The organism is Granulicatella sp. 572.rep1_STHE (assembly GCF_001073445.1).
GTDB classification, from domain to species: Bacteria; Bacillota; Bacilli; order Lactobacillales; family Aerococcaceae; genus Granulicatella; species Granulicatella adiacens.
In genome coordinates, this window is record NZ_JVBO01000045.1 from 24408 (window position 1) to 39553 (window position 15146).

Here is a 15146-nt window from a genome sequence, read left to right on the forward strand (position 1 = left end):
GTGAGAAAAATGGCTTTTTTTGATGCATGGAAAGATAAATGGGAAGAAATGGATTCGAAAATAAAAGTTGGTGTTTTATGTATTTGCCTCATTATCGGGATGGGGCTTTTTTGGATGAATCGCCAAGGGGAAGAGGTGGAAGAAGCTGCCACATCCCTAGCGGAGACAACCATTCTGCCTCAAGAGGTAGAAGATAAAACAACTATTTCGACCGTCATTTATGTAGATGTAAAAGGAGAAGTTCACCACCCCGGAGTCTATCAAATGAAAGCAGAAAATAGAGTGAAAGATCTCATTGAGGCTGCAGGAGGGTTCACTCCATTAGCAGATGATCAAAAATTGAATTTAGCGCAACTCTTAGAGGATCAAATGGTGATTGTAGTCCCCAAAAAGGGAGAAGAAGTGAATTCGGAGCTCGATCAAGCGCCCACGTCTCAAAAAAAGGAAGTTGGAAAAGAAGGTAAAGTCAATATTAATACAGCAACCGTTGAAGAATTGAAGACATTAAAAGGGATTGGGGAGAAAAAGGCAGAAGCCATTATAGAATATCGAAAGAAAAATGGGTCCTTTAAAAACAAAGAAGAGCTGATGAAAGTGAGAGGGATTGGTAAGAAATTATATGAATCATTTCAGGAAAGAGTGATTGTCCAATGATTTACTTTGTTCTTGCATGCGTGATTGGGACGGCGATGATTGTTTTTTCAGTCGGGAAAGTAGGTTTTGTTCTTCCTTTACTGCTAATCGTAGTGGGTCTTATCCGTGAACAATCAGTACGAAAAAAAGCAATGGGTCTAATAGTCGTTGGAATTTTTTCTATTCGCTCATTCTATTATGTCCAGGCTATTACACAAACTCCTTTTCACCCTTCACAACCTCTTCATGGGCAAATGATATTAAATCCCCATCACCTCAAAGTGAATGGGGATTTGTTAACAGGAACTGCACTTCTAGAAGCAGAAGGAAAGAGTGAAAGAGTATTTTTTCGTTATACGTTTACTTCAGAAGAGGAGCAAAAGGTGCTTCTAGAACTGAATCATGTGGTAAAGGTATCTGTCGAAGGAACTGTTGAGGAAATCGAACTTGCTCGAAATAAAGGGAATTTCGATGCGAAAAATCACTATTTGAGTTTGGGGATTCTTCATTCTTTCAAAATTGAGAGCCTATCAAGTAGAAAAGTCGCTGTCAAAGGAATCCATGCTGCTATTGAAAATCTTCGTTTCTGGTTGCTACATCAAGTGCGCACGCAGAAGGAAAACCAGGTCAAACAATATTCATTAGCATTGCTTCTTGCGGATAAATCAGGTTTTGATGAAGAAGTTTGGGAACAGTACAAACAATTAGGAATCCTGCATGTATTAGCGATTTCGGGGCTTCATATTTCGCTAATGGTTTCGGTTCTGCAAAAGTTTTGTTGGAGGTGCGGGATTACCCGCGAGAAAACGGATGGTGTATTAATGTGCTTTGTTCTGTTCTATGGGGTTGTTATCGGATGGGGCATTAGTGGGACACGCGCGATTGGAATGGTGATTCTCTCGATTCTTTTGAAACGATGGACACCTCTTCGTCATCACTCTCAACTGTGGAGCCTTTTAGGGATGGTGATTGGTTCAATCCTCCTTTGGCCAGGAATTCTTTGGAATGTCGCGTTTCAATTAAGCTATGTTCTTAGCGCAGTAATTCTTTTATTATCCAAGTGGCAAAAGAGTGTGCTTCCTAAAGTCAACGCTTCATTGTGGATTCCAATAGGAGTGAGTGTTATAGCTTTGCCACTCGTCTGTCAATATTTCTTTTATTGGAATATTCTCAGCATCGTCCTTACTGCATTATTCTCCCTATTGTTTGAAGGGGTTCTATTCCCCTTATTAACGATTTATTTGATTGCGGTATTATCGGGGTGGGGGGATTTTGTGGCTATTAGTTGCTTTCTAGGAGAAGCGCTTCTTTCGGGGCTCACTCAAGTATTAACCTTTTGTCAGAAGTTCACTTTTACAAAGTTTACATTTGGGATTTGGGAATCATGGGAGTGGATCGGTTATTTTTTGCTGATTCTTTTCGCTCTTGTGCTATATGAACGAAGGAAGATGACGGTAAAAAAAGGACTCTTTTGTTTGGGGGCTCTTATTTTACTTCTGATAGAAGTTCCCTATCATTGGGGAAATGAATTAATAATGATAGATGTCGGACAAGGAGACTCGATTTTAGTAATGGCTCCAGGATGGAATCAAGCGACATTAATCGATACGGGTGGATTGAGCGATTTTGCCTCCAAAGAAGAATGGAAAAGGCGCAAGAGAAAACCTCAAGGAGACACAACCGTCATTCCTGCTCTTCAAGCAGAAGGACTTTCAGAATTGTCGCAAGTAATGCTTTCTCATGGAGACGAAGATCATGTCGGAAATCTTCAAGCAATCGCACAGCATATTAAAATCAAAGAAATGGTGATTGGAAGAGGGATGGAGAAACTTCCGTTGATGCAACAAATGAAAAGAGACTATCCGTCTATACGGTGGAAGTTGGTTTCTTCGGGAAATGAGTGGAAATGGAACCAAATGAAGTGGCAAATTCTGTGGCCAAAAGATACTTCCAAAGGCGAAAATGACGATTCAATTGTAGCGCTTCTAACGATTCAAAAGCATACCGTGTTACTCACTGGCGATGCTTCTGAAAAAGTAGAAGACAATATTCTAAAGGATGCTCCCAACTTGAATTTCTCAATTTTGAAAGTGGGGCATCATGGAAGCCGAACGTCTACAAGCCAAGCATTGCTAGAAAAAGCTTCCCCTTCTATTGCCTTGGTTTCTTGCGGGAAGAATAATCGTTATCGCCATCCTTCAATCGAGACGATAGGAAGGTTAAATGGAATACACGCTCATATTTTCCGCACGGATCAAGATGGACAAATTCGTCTTGATTTTAGAAAAGAACAGATTGAAATTTCTACGAAACTCTCGAAAAAACGTCAAAAATTGAAAGAATAGACAAAGTCCACGTTTCAAGATAAACTTAAAGGACAGGAGGCGGAAAGATGGAATTTGAGAAACAACTCGATCGCATTAAAAACGGGCAAGTGAATCTGGTTTATTTAGTTCAAGGAAAAGAACCGTATTTACAAGAACTTGCACGGAAAGTGTTTTTAGAGACCATTGTGGCTCCTGAAGATCAAGACTTGAATGTGGGACGATTCAATATGGAGGAAGTCTCTATTCAAACAGCTATTCAAGATGCAGAGTCGGTTCCTTTTTTTGGAGAGAGAAGATTAGTACTGGTTGATAATCCAAGCTTTTTTACAGGGGAAAAAGAGAAAAAATCAATGGATCATCAATTAGAAAGGTTGCAAGCCTATTTAGAAAATCCGATGGAAAGTTCTGTGATGGTATTCTTTGCTCCGTATGATAAGTTGGATCAACGAAAGAAAATCGTGAAACAGTTAAAGAAAGTGGCGGTTTTATTAGATGCTAGTGAACTAACGGAGAGAGATGTTAAACAGTATATTCAAGATTCTCTGCGTAACCACCAGTACACAATCCAAGAAGAAGCGCTGGAGACATTACTCGTTAAAACGCAATATTCACTAACGAATAGTATGAAAGAATTGGATAAACTGATGATTGCTTCCATTGATACAAAAATGATACCACTGGAATTAGTCGAGAGTTTAGTCGCCAAAACATTGGAACAGAATATTTTTGAACTCGGGGAATCGATTTTGAAAAAAGAAGGAGTCAAGGCGCTCCAAATCTATCACGATATGTTACTACAAAAAGAAGACCCCTTAAAGATGAATGCGATTCTTCTAGGTCAGTTTCGATTATTGCTTCAAGTGTCCTACTTGAAAAGAGAAGGGTATCAAGAGCCAGAAATCCAAAAGACACTGGGCGTACATCCGTACCGTGTGAAGATAGCCCTGCAACAATCCAGAAGATTTGGGTTGCCCCTTTTAGAAAAGGCCTTTATGCAATTGGTCGACACAGAATATGCTCTAAAGACAAGTGTAGGCATTAAAGAGATGCAACTGGAATGGTTTATCTTACAGTTTTGCGCGTAGAAAACAATAAAATTCAAATATACAATATGGAGGAATATGTATGAGTCCAATGATTATTATTATCGCTGCAGTTGTAGTGTTAGTATTACTAAGTTATGTAAAGGTAAAAACAAACAATGTTTCTAATAGAGAAAGTTCCTATTCGAATACTAATCGTTCATCTAACGAACAAGTAGAGTATATCCCAGAAGAACTCGAAGAACACTTACGTACATTAAAACGCGACGGTCGCCTTATTCAAGCAATCAAAGACTTACGTGACGAAACAGGAATGGGCTTAGCCGAAGCCAAACAATTTATCGATGACTTATCTGTCTAATAAAAGCAGAGTGCCAGGGGAGGAATCCAAACCTCTTTCCCCGGCACTCTCTTTTTTTCTTTCCCTTAACCTTTGAATTGCCCGGGCTCTCTTTTCTTTCCCGGAGCAGTCCTATTGTTCGGACTTCTTTTTCATCTCTAATAATATACGCCTCACGGATACCGTATTAGAGTAGAACACAAACGAAGAACTCCCTGGATTCATCGGAATCATCGTCATGAACTAGAAAGCAATGTGAATTACTGAGGCTTAGTGAATTTCACTTAGCCTCAGTTTGAAGCTTGCTAACCTTGAGACTTCGGCTCAAGGTGGTGCCATGATGATGATACCGATGAAAAATCCAGAGGAGTTCGAAGGGGATGTTCCAAGCTCTTCATTCGTTACCCGTGAGGCGTTCCTATTTTTGAGCATAAAAAAAGAGCCCGAGATCAATTCTCAGGCTAATTATTATTTGCTTAATTTTGCAGTAAGACGTGATTTGTCACGAGAAGCTTTGTTTTTGTGGATTAATCCTTTAGAAGCAGCTCCGTCGATTGCTTTGTGAGCAGCACGTAATAATTCTTCAGCATTTTCAGCACCTTCAGCTACTGCAGCTTCGAATTTTTTGATAGCAGTACGCATAGCAGAAGTTTGTGAGTTGTTTGCTAGTGTTGACTTTTTGTTAGTACGAACACGTTTGATTTGTGATGCGATATTTGGCAATGGGTTCACCCCTCTTTCATTTTACATGTATAATCACTGATCAGTTGTTTCCAACACGGACTATTATACAAAAGTCCAGTATGAAATGCAAGCAAGGTACAGGGTTGGGAGTGTGCAAGCTGGCGGTAAATATTGTTTATTGATGGTATAATGGAAAAGAATCGAAAAAAGAGGTGAAGGTATGAATGAATTTAAACTAGTGGCTCCGTATACGCCACAAGGAGATCAACCTCAGGCCATCCAGGAATTAGTGGAAGGGCTTAATAAGGGCGTTAAAGAACAGACACTTCTTGGTGCGACAGGTACTGGGAAGACATTTACGATTGCTAATGTAATTAAAGAAGTAAATAAACCGACATTAGTGTTAGCTCATAATAAAACATTAGCAGGGCAATTATATGGAGAGTTAAAAGAGTTCTTTCCAGAGAATGCGGTCGAATATTTTGTTTCTTATTATGATTACTACCAACCAGAAGCCTATGTGCCTTCTAGTGATACTTATATTGAAAAAGAATCGAGTGTCAATGATGAAATCGATAAGTTGCGCCACTCTGCGACAAGCGCGCTTTTAGAAAGAAGAGATGTCATTGTAGTTGCTTCTGTATCTTCTATGTATGGGTTGGTAAATCCAGAAGACTACCGCGATCATGTATTGTCTCTTCGTGAAGGAATGGAAATAGAAAGAGATGAATTGCTGCGTCGTTTAGTTGAAATGCAGTTTGAGCGCAACGACTATGATTTCAGAAGGGGAACATTCCGAGTTCGAGGCGATGTAGTCGAAATTTTCCTCGCTGGACATGATGCGACGGCATTTCGAATCGAGTTTTTTGGAGATGAAATCGAAGCGATTAAAGAAGTAGATGTGTTGACGGGAGAAATTAAGGCAACGGTAGAGCATGTTCCAATCTTCCCTGCAACTCACTTTGTCGCGAATGAAGACCAAATCTCTAAGGCGGTTGCAACGATTAAAGAAGAACTCGCCCTCCGCTTAAAAGAATTAAGGGACAATAATGAGTTACTCGAAGCACAGCGCTTAGAGCAAAGAACCAATTACGATATTGAAATGCTCCTTGAGATGGGATATTGTAATGGGATTGAAAACTACTCTCGCCATATGGATGGAAGAAAGCCAGGTCAACCACCGTATACATTGCTTGATTTCTTTCCAAAAGATGCACTTTTTGTGGTGGATGAGTCTCATATTACAATGTCTCAAATTCGTGGAATGTATAATGGGGACCGAGCGCGTAAGGAGCAGTTAATTAAGTACGGATTTAGATTGCCAAGTGCGCTAGATAATCGTCCGTTACGATTTGAAGAATTTGAAGAGAAAGTTCCACAAATTATTTATATTTCGGCGACTCCAGGTCCATATGAATTAGCACATACGCCAAAAGTCACTGAGCAAATCATTCGTCCGACAGGCTTGCTCGATCCACCTGTGGAAGTTCGTCCAATTAAAGGGCAAATTGATGACTTAATTAGTGAAATCAATTTACGTGTTGAACGGAATGAGCGTGTCTTTATTACGACGCTTACGAAGAAAATGTCTGAAGATTTAACCGATTACCTAGAAGAAGTAGGCATTAAAGTGAAGTATCTTCATAGTGATATTAAGACATTGGAACGTACTGAAATCATCCGAAACTTGCGATTAGGAGAATTCGATGTATTGGTCGGAATCAACTTGCTTCGTGAAGGTCTAGACGTACCAGAAGTCTCTCTAGTGGCGATACTAGATGCCGATAAAGAAGGCTTCCTACGTAGTGAGCGAGCTTTAGTGCAAACGATTGGACGTGCCGCACGAAATGCAAATGGCCGAGTGATTATGTATGCCGATAAGATTACCGACTCTATGCAACGAGCGATTGATGAAACAAACCGTCGTCGTAGTGTGCAAGAGGCTTATAATAAAGAACACGGCATCGTTCCGAAGACCATCGTGAAGAATATTCGTGATTTAATCGCGATTACACATGAAGTGGAAAAAGAAGATGCTCCAAGCACCGCAAAAGACTTCAAGAAAATGTCGCAAGAACAAAGACGCGAAGCCATCGAGTTGCTTGAATTGGATATGCGTGCAGCTGCCAAAGCACTAGATTTCGAAAAAGCGGCTGATCTGCGTGATGTGATTTTAGAGCTAAGAGCTGAGTATAAATTATAAGAGGTTTATTCAATGAAATGGAATTTAAAAGAAGACCTGACAGAACATGAAGGAGAAACAATTCTTAGCAATATAGAAGGTTTCTCCTTCTATATTGTCAGTGCCACAAAAGAAAAAGGATTAGAAATCATTGTTTTAGATGAGTTTAATGAACGATACACTTTGTTTGATGTAGAAACAACAGGAAGTAGTATTGCCCAAGCTCTTCGAGAAGAAGCCGGTGAAATTGCTACCAAGTGGATTCATCCTCTTCAAGGAGAACTGAGCGCCACAAAGGAAAAATGGACGGATTGGATTCATTGCAATATTGTCCCTTTTAGTTCTCAACCGTTCAAAAGGTCTTCAGCGACGATGTTTAGAGTAGAAGAGCAAGGAAAGTGCTATGCCTTGATGACGGAAATCCCGTTCCATAAATTAGGGGTTGCAAGTGAAGAGCGAGTGTTAATCTTGAATGTGAAAATTGATCCTGACACGAAGGAAAAGCTATTAACGAATGAAGGTTTCTTTGAAGTGTATCATATGAATAAAAAGCATTGGATTTCAATTGCGCTGAATGTATGCACAGATGAAGCACTCATCAAAGAGTGTATTTATTTCAGCTACAAATGTGTTGCAAAGAAAGACAATTCTTTACTTTCTAAAAGAGGTTCGTTATAATTTTCAACATAGCGTTTTAGCAAAAGGAGATTTTTTTATGGTAAATATTGCAATTGTAGGAGCGACAGGGGTCGTTGGAACAAAAATGATTGAACGTTTAGAAGAAAGTGATTTACAAGTAGACCACTTATATCTACTTGCATCAGCACGTTCAGCAGGAAAAGTACTACAGTTTAGAGGAAAAGAGTATGTAGTCGAAGAATTAACGGAAGACTCCTTCAAGCGTGATATTGACTACGCCATCTTCTCAGCAGGAGGCGGCACTTCATTGAAATTTGCGCCCATCGCAGAACGTGACGGCGTGATTGTCATCGATAACTCAAGCGCATGGAGAATGGATCCAGAGATTGATTTAGTCGTACCGGAATGTAACGCACCAACATTAGAGCGCAAAATTATTGCAAATCCAAACTGCTCAACGATTCAATCGGTAGTGCCATTACGTCCATTGCATGATGCATTTGGATTAAAACGTGTGGCTTATACAACTTACCAAGCTGTTTCAGGTTCTGGACAAGCAGGGATTAACGATTTAAGAAACGGGGAAAAAGGGGAGGCTCCAACAAACTACCCACACCCAATTTACAATAATGTATTGCCTCATATCGATGTATTTTTAGAAAACGGCTATACAAAAGAAGAAATGAAAATGATTCAAGAAACTCGCAAGATTCTTGGCTTGTCAGACGATGTAGCTGTGACAGCCACTTGTGTGCGTGTACCTGTATATAACTCACACTCTGTAGAAATCAATGTGACTTTCGAAAAAGATACAACACCGGAAGAAATTCGTGCATTATTAGCAAAAGCACCAGGCGTAATCGTATTAGATAAACCTGAGGAAAATGTGTATCCAACACCATTACAAGCAACTGGACATGATGAAGTGTACGTGGGACGTATTCGCCGTGACATTTCACAACCAAACAGCTTCCACATCTGGTGTGTGGGCGACAATATTCGTAAAGGTGCTGCGAGCAATGCTATCCAAATTGCGGAGTACATTGAAGCGCACAATTTACGTAAATAATGAAATAGAAGACTGGGCACTTGGGTGACAGTATAGTGAATAATGTTGATTACTCCAAATCCTTACGGATATCTTCATAATAGCTATAACGTTGCACCGGTTCGAGCCTAGGTCTCTCACCTTTAAAGCCTCAAAGGGAGCGTACGGAATAAAATTCCTACGCTCCCTTTTGCGCATTTAATGCCATTCCACGTTATGGCTATTATAGAATCCGTAAGATTTTTCGTAATCAACTTTCTAATAAGCAAAAGTTACCCAGTCTTCTAATGATTATTTACTCCACTACACTCAACGGTTAGGTTAAAAAAGGTTTTGTTGAGGATGGAAAAATGAGATGTATCGTTTATGATACGTATTAAAAATGATGCATTTTTAGAAATTTAAAGGTGAGCGTAACATTTTTGTTACGTAACATAATTGTTACATCCTTTATAATCAAAAACAGGAAGCGAGGGATTCTGCTTTTGCACGGCATAAATTGTGATACAATAAAAGTACTATTGATGTAAAAGGAAGTATGATTGTGAATCGATTAAAACCTTATTTAAAGCCATATTTGAAAGAAACAATATTGGCACCTTTATTTAAATTATTCGAAGCAATTTTGGAGTTATTAGTACCGCTTATAATGGCAGTCATCATTGACAAAGGAATTGGAAACCAAGATACCTCTTTAATCCTTGGTCAAGGAGCCATTTTAATCGTCCTTGGGATTTTAGGGGTCGTCGTGTCCATTACGGCCCAATATTATGCAGCAAAAGCGGCGACTGGATTTACGGCCGATGTGAGGCAGGCGCTCTTTTCAAAGATTCAATACTTCAGTTTCTCGCAACTAGATGCGCTCGGAAATGACACTTTACTGACACGTTTGACGAGCGATATGAATCTTGTACAAAACGGGTTAAACATCGCGCTGCGTCTGTTGCTACGTTCACCGTTTATCGTCGGTGGGGCGATTGTAATGGCATTTGTCGTGAATGTGGAAATGGCGTGGACGTTTGCCATTACGGTGCCGATTTTAGCAGTCGTTGTATTCGGGATTATTTATTGGACGATTCCAATGTATCGCCGTGTTCAAGGGCAACTAGATCGTATTATGCGTCTCGTGCACGAGAATTTACTAGGCGTTCGTGTGATTCGAGCATTTAACCGTGAAGGAAAAGAAATTCATACCTTTAGAGAAGATACCGAAGCGTTGAATCAGGCGCAGCAAAAGGTGAGTGCTCTATCAGGAGCTATGAACCCTATTACGTTTGTGATTGTGAATGTAGCGCTCATCGTCATTTTATATAGTGGGGCGATAAAAGTGGATACAGGAACGTTGTCGAAAGGGGACGTCATCGCCTTAACAAACTATATGTCACAAATTCTAGTGGAGCTTGTAAAATTAGCCAATCTTATCGTGTTAATGACGAAATCCGTTGCGAGTGCTGAGCGTATTGACAATATTTTATCGATGGAACCGGATATGGTCGAAGGAACCAAAGACGTTCATACAGATAATGAGTTGGCTGTGGCGTTTAAAGACGTGACGCTGACATATCAAGGGGACCAAAATGCAGCCCTCAACCATATTTCTTTCACTGCTTTAAAAGGACAAACTATCGGCGTTATCGGGGGAACTGGTAGTGGGAAATCGTCTCTTGTGAATATGATTCCTCGTTTCTATGATGCGACCGAGGGAAGTGTAGAGGTGTTCGGGGAAAACGTTCGTGACTACCGATTTGCATCGATTCGTGGCGCAGTCGGAATGGTCTTGCAAAAGGCGCAACTCTTCCGTGGAACGATTGCCGACAATGTCCGTTTTGGATATGCATCTGCTTCAAGTGAAGTCGTAGAACAGGCACTCGGTGTCGCTCAAGCCAGCGAATTTGTTGAAACGAAAGAAGGCGGACTGGATTATGGCATTGAACAAAATGGACGCAACTTATCAGGTGGGCAAAAGCAACGGATGACGATTGCCCGTGCGATTGCGAAACAAGCACCAATTTTAATTTTAGATGATAGTGCTTCGGCATTAGACTTTGCGACCGATGCAAAATTACGTGAGGCCATCAAGAACCAAACGCCACGTCCAACAACCTTTATCGTGTCGCAACGGGCGGCTTCTGTGCAGTACGCAGACTTAATTCTTGTGCTTGATGAAGGGAATCTGGTCGGCAAGGGCACGCATGAAGAGCTATTAGCCAATAACGAAATTTATCAAGAAATTTACTATTCACAATTTCCAAAGGAGGATGAAGCGTGAGACAGAAAACTCAATGGGAAACCGTCCGTAAAGTCCTCCGCTACATCCGTCGCTACCGAATTTACTTTGTAGCGTCCATTCTTTTGGCAAGTGTGAATGTATTTGGGACGTTAATGATTCCAAAATTAGTCGGGGAAGCCGTGGACCAAATGCTGGACACCGGGCAAGTCTTCTATGAAGGACTATTTGCCATCCTATGGCAGATTGCACTTTTTACGGCAGTGGCAGCTATTGCGCAGTGGTTTATGAACCTTAGCAATAACAAGATGACTTACTCGGTTGTGCGTGACCTTCGTAGAGACGCGCTTGAAAAAATCGAGACATTACCGCTCAGTTATTTAGATATTCATCCAGCTGGAGAAATCGAGAGCCGTATCATCGCGGATGCGGATCAATTTGCGGATGGACTGTTGATGGGATTCACGCAGTTGTTTACAGGTGTGATGACGATACTAGGAACCTTAGTGTTTATGCTGAGCGTGAATGTGACACTAACGCTCGTGGTAGTGGTGATAACGCCAGTATCCTTTGTAATGGCTAGCTTTGTCGCGAAAAAATCCTATCATTTCTTTAAACAACAATCTGAAATTCGTGGAGACCAAACCGCCTATATGAATGAGATGATTGAGGGGACACGAGTGGTGACGGCCTTCCAGCAACAAGAAAAAGTCATCGAGGACTTCTCGGTGATTAATAAGGAGTTAACGGATGTTTCTCTAAAGGCCATTTTCTATTCAGCGATTACTAATCCAGGTACAAGGTTTGTGAACAATATGGTGTACACCGTAGTAGGCGTCTTTGGAGCCTTCTTTGTCATTCAAGGAGGCGTAACGGTGGGACAACTTTCTTCCTTTTTAAGTTATTCTAACCAATATACGAAACCATTCAATGAAATCTCAGGGGTTATTACCGAACTTCAAAATGCGATAGCTTGTGCCAACCGTGTATTTGAACTATTAGAACAACCTTCTGAACGTCCAGAGCGGGAAGGTGCTGTGTCTCCAGAAAGCTTTGACGGAGCAGTGGAATTTAGCCATGTGGACTTCTCTTATGTGAAAGGCCAACCGCTGATTGAAGACTTCTCGCTGGATGTTAAACCAGGGCAACGCGTGGCGATTGTCGGTCCAACCGGAAGTGGGAAGACAACATTAATTAACTTATTGATGCGTTTCTATGAAATTAATAGTGGAAAATTAGCCATCGATGGCCATTCGATTGAAGACATCATGCGCCATTCATTGCGTAATGGATTCGGAATGGTGCTTCAAGAAACGTGGCTTCAAACGGGAACTGTTCGTGAGAACATCACGATGGGAAACCCGACGATTAACGAAGAAGAGATGATTCGCATCGCTAAACTCTGCCATATTCATGGGGTTGTGAGCCGTCTTCCCCAAGGGTATGATACGGTGATTTCAGATGACGGTGGGGACTTCTCACAAGGGCAAAAACAATTGCTCTGCATCGCGCGTGTCATGATGGGACAACCGAATATGCTGATTTTAGATGAAGCAACGTCTTCTATCGATACACGTACCGAATTGAAAATTCAAGAAGCTTTCCAACATTTGATGGAAGGACGCACGAGCTTTATCGTAGCGCACCGCTTGTCGACGATTCGTACAGCAGATGTGATTCTCGTCTTAAAAGACGGACATGTCATTGAAAAAGGAAATCATGCCAGCTTGATGGAGCAACGTGGTTTTTACTACAATCTCTATCAAAGTCAGTGGCAACATTAAACTAAAAAGAAGCGTAGACTCTTTTTATAGAGTCTACGCTTCTTTGATTTGCTGAAAGTAGAAAATTATCATATATGATAATTTTAAATGATTATGGATTGAATTCTTCTAGCGCTAGAGATGCTTCTTCCCACTCGGCGAGAAGCGTTTCTTGACGTTCAAGAAGGGCAGCTTCTTCAGTTGAGAGGGCAGCAGATTTATCTGGATCAGAATAGTTTTCTTCCAGCGTCATCGCCTCGTGCACTTGTTCTAGCGCCGTTTCGATATCATGCATTTCGGTTTCGAGTTGCTCGATACGTCGAGTGAGCGTTCGGATTTGACGTTGTTCTTCTTTAGAGGCATGGTAGCTAGCTTTGGCTTCTGTCATCGGCTGAGCTGTTGTTGCTTCAGCACTCTTGGCTTCTTGCAGTGCGGCGAGTTCTTCTTTCTCTTGCTTTTTCTCAAGGTAGTAGTCGTAGTCGCCCAAATAGAGTGTGCTTCCTGTTTCTTCGATTTCAAGAATGGCCGTTGCGATCTTGTTGATAAAGAAACGGTCATGCGATACGAAACAAATCGTACCATCGTAATCGATGAGAGCATCCTCCAATACTTCTTTACTGTCGATATCCAAGTGGTTGGTTGGTTCGTCGAGCAGTAGGAAATTATCATGCTCCAGTGACAGTTTGCAGAGGGCTAGTCGGGCTTTTTCACCCCCGCTGAGTTGAGCGGTTGTTTTTTCAACGTCACTTCCGGAGAATAGGAAACTTCCAAGAATCGAACGCACATCTTTTTCAGGCATCGTTGAATGGCGAGACCAAAGCTCTTCTAGAACGGTTTGGTTGGTAGAAAGGCCAGCCAAGTTTTGGTCATAGTAACCAACTTGAACGCCAGCTCCTAAGTCAATCGATCCTTTGATTAAAGGAAGTTCACCCGTAATCGACTTCAAGAGGGTTGATTTCCCAATTCCGTTGGGCCCCACAATCGCAATGGCTTCACGCTTGCGAATTTGGAAGGAAATCGGACCGCTCAAGGCTTCGTGGTCATAGCCGATATAAGCATCGTTTACTTGTAATACTTGGTTTCCGGATTCGCGTTCCACGGTAAATTCAAATCGAGCAGAGCGCTGATCGCCTTTTGGTTTTTCTAAGCGTTCCATTTTCTCGAGCTTCTTACGACGCGATTGCGCACGTTTTGTGGTTGAGGCGCGCACCAAGTTTTTCGCGATAAATTCTTCTAAGTCGTGAATTTCTTGTTGTTGCTTTTCGTAAGCTTTTTGCTTCAGTAAATAGCGTTGTTCGCGTTCTTCTAAGTAATGTGAGTAGTTTCCCTTATAATATTCACAGGCTTTATGGCTGATTTCGTAAACTTCATTACACACACGGTCTAAGAAATATTGGTCGTGGGATACGATCACAAGAGCGCAATTGGAAGAGCGTAAATAGTCCTCTAACCATGTTAAAGTTTCAATATCCAGGTGGTTCGTCGGTTCGTCTAAAATCAGTAAGTCGTGTTTCTCTAATAAAATACGCGCTAAGGCTAAACGAGTACGTTGACCACCAGAGAGCGATTGAATCGGTTGGTCGTAGTCTTCTGGATAGAAACGGAATCCATGAAGGACGGTACGGATTTCGGATTCGTATCCATACGCGTTCTTTTGGTTCAAATCTTCTTGCAGTTGGTCATAGCGTTTTAAGGCAAGTTCGTAGGCTGCAGGGTCACTAAGAAGGTCGGGATCTCCGAGTTGTTCAGCCGCTTTTTGTGCTTGTTTCTTCAAAATTTCTACGTCTTCGTAGAGATGAATCATCTCTTCCCAAACGGTTTTTGTTGAATCGATGGCCGCATATTGGTCTAAGTAACCGATGGATAAGTCTTTTTTCTTTGAGACAGAGCCAAGAGAAGGTTCTTCGATACCAGCCAACATTTTTAACAGCGTTGATTTTCCAGTACCATTACGTCCGACGATGGCAATCCGCGAATTTTCTTGAATATGAATCGTAATATTTTCAAATAGGACTTCATCTGCAAACGTTCGAGCGAGTCCTTGTCCTTGTAGTAGTATCATGATAGGTCCTTTCAGTGAGTATTCATCTCATTCTATCATAAAAAAGAGGTGGACAATATTGAAAAGAATTCAAGATTGTTTTCACATTCACAAACAACAGGTTGTGAATAAAATCGTACAAGTATTGCTGTATATAAGCGGATTTTATAGGAGTAAGTGAGGAGCAAACAAAGTATTTGTGAAAATTCACATCGTTGT

At 41.2% G+C, this 15146-nt stretch carries 11 protein-coding genes; 9 read left to right on the top strand and 2 right to left on the bottom strand.

The window, feature by feature from the left end; translation table 11 throughout:
- Window positions 1-9: 9 nt before the first annotated feature.
- The 4 genes from ADH99_RS09575 to ADH99_RS09590 are packed head-to-tail and all read left to right on the top strand — an operon-like array spanning window position 10 to window position 4364.
- The gene (locus ADH99_RS09575; RefSeq protein WP_049554357.1) at window positions 10-654 is read left to right on the top strand and encodes a helix-hairpin-helix domain-containing protein; all 645 of its coding nucleotides are present in this window, start codon (window positions 10-12) and stop codon (window positions 652-654) included.
- Complete coding sequence (locus ADH99_RS09580; protein ID WP_049554358.1) at window positions 651-2978, top strand: DNA internalization-related competence protein ComEC/Rec2; 2328 nt, start codon at window positions 651-653, stop codon at window positions 2976-2978. The genes ADH99_RS09575 and ADH99_RS09580 overlap by 4 nt, the downstream gene beginning before the upstream one ends.
- Window positions 2979-3025: 47 nt before the next feature.
- Entirely contained in the window at window positions 3026-4045 is a 1020-nt protein-coding gene (gene holA, locus ADH99_RS09585; RefSeq protein WP_049554359.1) for a DNA polymerase III subunit delta, read from the top strand.
- A gap of 40 nt (window positions 4046-4085) precedes the next feature.
- Window positions 4086-4364: a hypothetical protein gene (locus tag ADH99_RS09590; RefSeq protein ID WP_049554360.1), complete on the top strand. Its 279-nt coding sequence runs from the start codon at window positions 4086-4088 to the stop codon at window positions 4362-4364.
- Window positions 4365-4811: 447 nt separating this feature from the next.
- Here the strand turns inward: ADH99_RS09590 and rpsT are convergent, their stop codons facing one another.
- A complete protein-coding gene (rpsT, locus tag ADH99_RS09595; RefSeq protein ID WP_049554361.1) occupies window positions 4812-5066 on the bottom strand; it encodes a 30S ribosomal protein S20 in 255 nt (84 codons plus the stop codon).
- A 181-nt stretch (window positions 5067-5247) separates the two neighbouring features.
- On the opposite strand from rpsT, the gene uvrB reads away from it, so the two are divergent.
- From uvrB to ADH99_RS09620, 5 genes are all read left to right on the top strand, one after another.
- Window positions 5248-7230, top strand: coding sequence for an excinuclease ABC subunit UvrB (gene uvrB / locus ADH99_RS09600; protein ID WP_049554362.1), 1983 nt, complete (start codon window positions 5248-5250; stop codon window positions 7228-7230).
- Between the two features lie 12 nt (window positions 7231-7242).
- A complete protein-coding gene (locus tag ADH99_RS10145; protein WP_005607282.1) occupies window positions 7243-7887 on the top strand; it encodes an MmcQ/YjbR family DNA-binding protein in 645 nt (214 codons plus the stop codon).
- Window positions 7888-7924: 37 nt separating this feature from the next.
- A complete protein-coding gene (locus tag ADH99_RS09610) occupies window positions 7925-8917 on the top strand; it encodes an aspartate-semialdehyde dehydrogenase (protein WP_049554363.1) in 993 nt (330 codons plus the stop codon).
- Window positions 8918-9434: 517 nt separating this feature from the next.
- Window positions 9435-11165 carry an ABC transporter ATP-binding protein gene (locus tag ADH99_RS09615; protein WP_049554364.1) on the top strand — a complete coding sequence of 577 codons (1731 nt, stop codon included), beginning with the start codon at window positions 9435-9437 and terminating at the stop codon, window positions 11163-11165.
- Complete coding sequence (locus ADH99_RS09620) at window positions 11162-12907, top strand: ABC transporter ATP-binding protein (protein WP_049554365.1); 1746 nt, start codon at window positions 11162-11164, stop codon at window positions 12905-12907. Before ADH99_RS09615 ends, ADH99_RS09620 begins: the two co-directional genes overlap by 4 nt.
- A 91-nt stretch (window positions 12908-12998) precedes the next feature.
- Here ADH99_RS09620 and ADH99_RS09625 read toward each other — a convergent pair whose 3' ends face one another.
- Window positions 12999-14948, bottom strand: coding sequence for an ABC-F family ATP-binding cassette domain-containing protein (locus ADH99_RS09625; RefSeq protein WP_049554366.1), 1950 nt, complete (start codon window positions 14946-14948; stop codon window positions 12999-13001).
- Window positions 14949-15146: the final 198 nt, after the last annotated feature.

Excerpts from the sequence above, each read along its gene's own strand:
- ADH99_RS10145 (WP_005607282.1), top strand. The coding sequence starts at position 7,243 with ATGAAATGGAATTTAAAAGAAGACCTGACAGAACATGAAGGAGAAACA.
- ADH99_RS09580 (WP_049554358.1), top strand. The coding sequence starts at position 651 with ATGATTTACTTTGTTCTTGCATGCGTGATTGGGACGGCGATGATTGTT.
- ADH99_RS09575 (WP_049554357.1), top strand. The coding sequence starts at position 10 with ATGGCTTTTTTTGATGCATGGAAAGATAAATGGGAAGAAATGGATTCG.
- ADH99_RS09615 (WP_049554364.1), top strand. The coding sequence starts at position 9,435 with ATGATTGTGAATCGATTAAAACCTTATTTAAAGCCATATTTGAAAGAA.
- uvrB (WP_049554362.1), top strand. The coding sequence starts at position 5,248 with ATGAATGAATTTAAACTAGTGGCTCCGTATACGCCACAAGGAGATCAA.
- ADH99_RS09590 (WP_049554360.1), top strand. The coding sequence starts at position 4,086 with ATGAGTCCAATGATTATTATTATCGCTGCAGTTGTAGTGTTAGTATTA.
- holA (WP_049554359.1), top strand. The coding sequence starts at position 3,026 with ATGGAATTTGAGAAACAACTCGATCGCATTAAAAACGGGCAAGTGAAT.
- ADH99_RS09625 (WP_049554366.1), bottom strand. The coding sequence starts at position 14,948 with ATGATACTACTACAAGGACAAGGACTCGCTCGAACGTTTGCAGATGAA.
- ADH99_RS09610 (WP_049554363.1), top strand. The coding sequence starts at position 7,925 with ATGGTAAATATTGCAATTGTAGGAGCGACAGGGGTCGTTGGAACAAAA.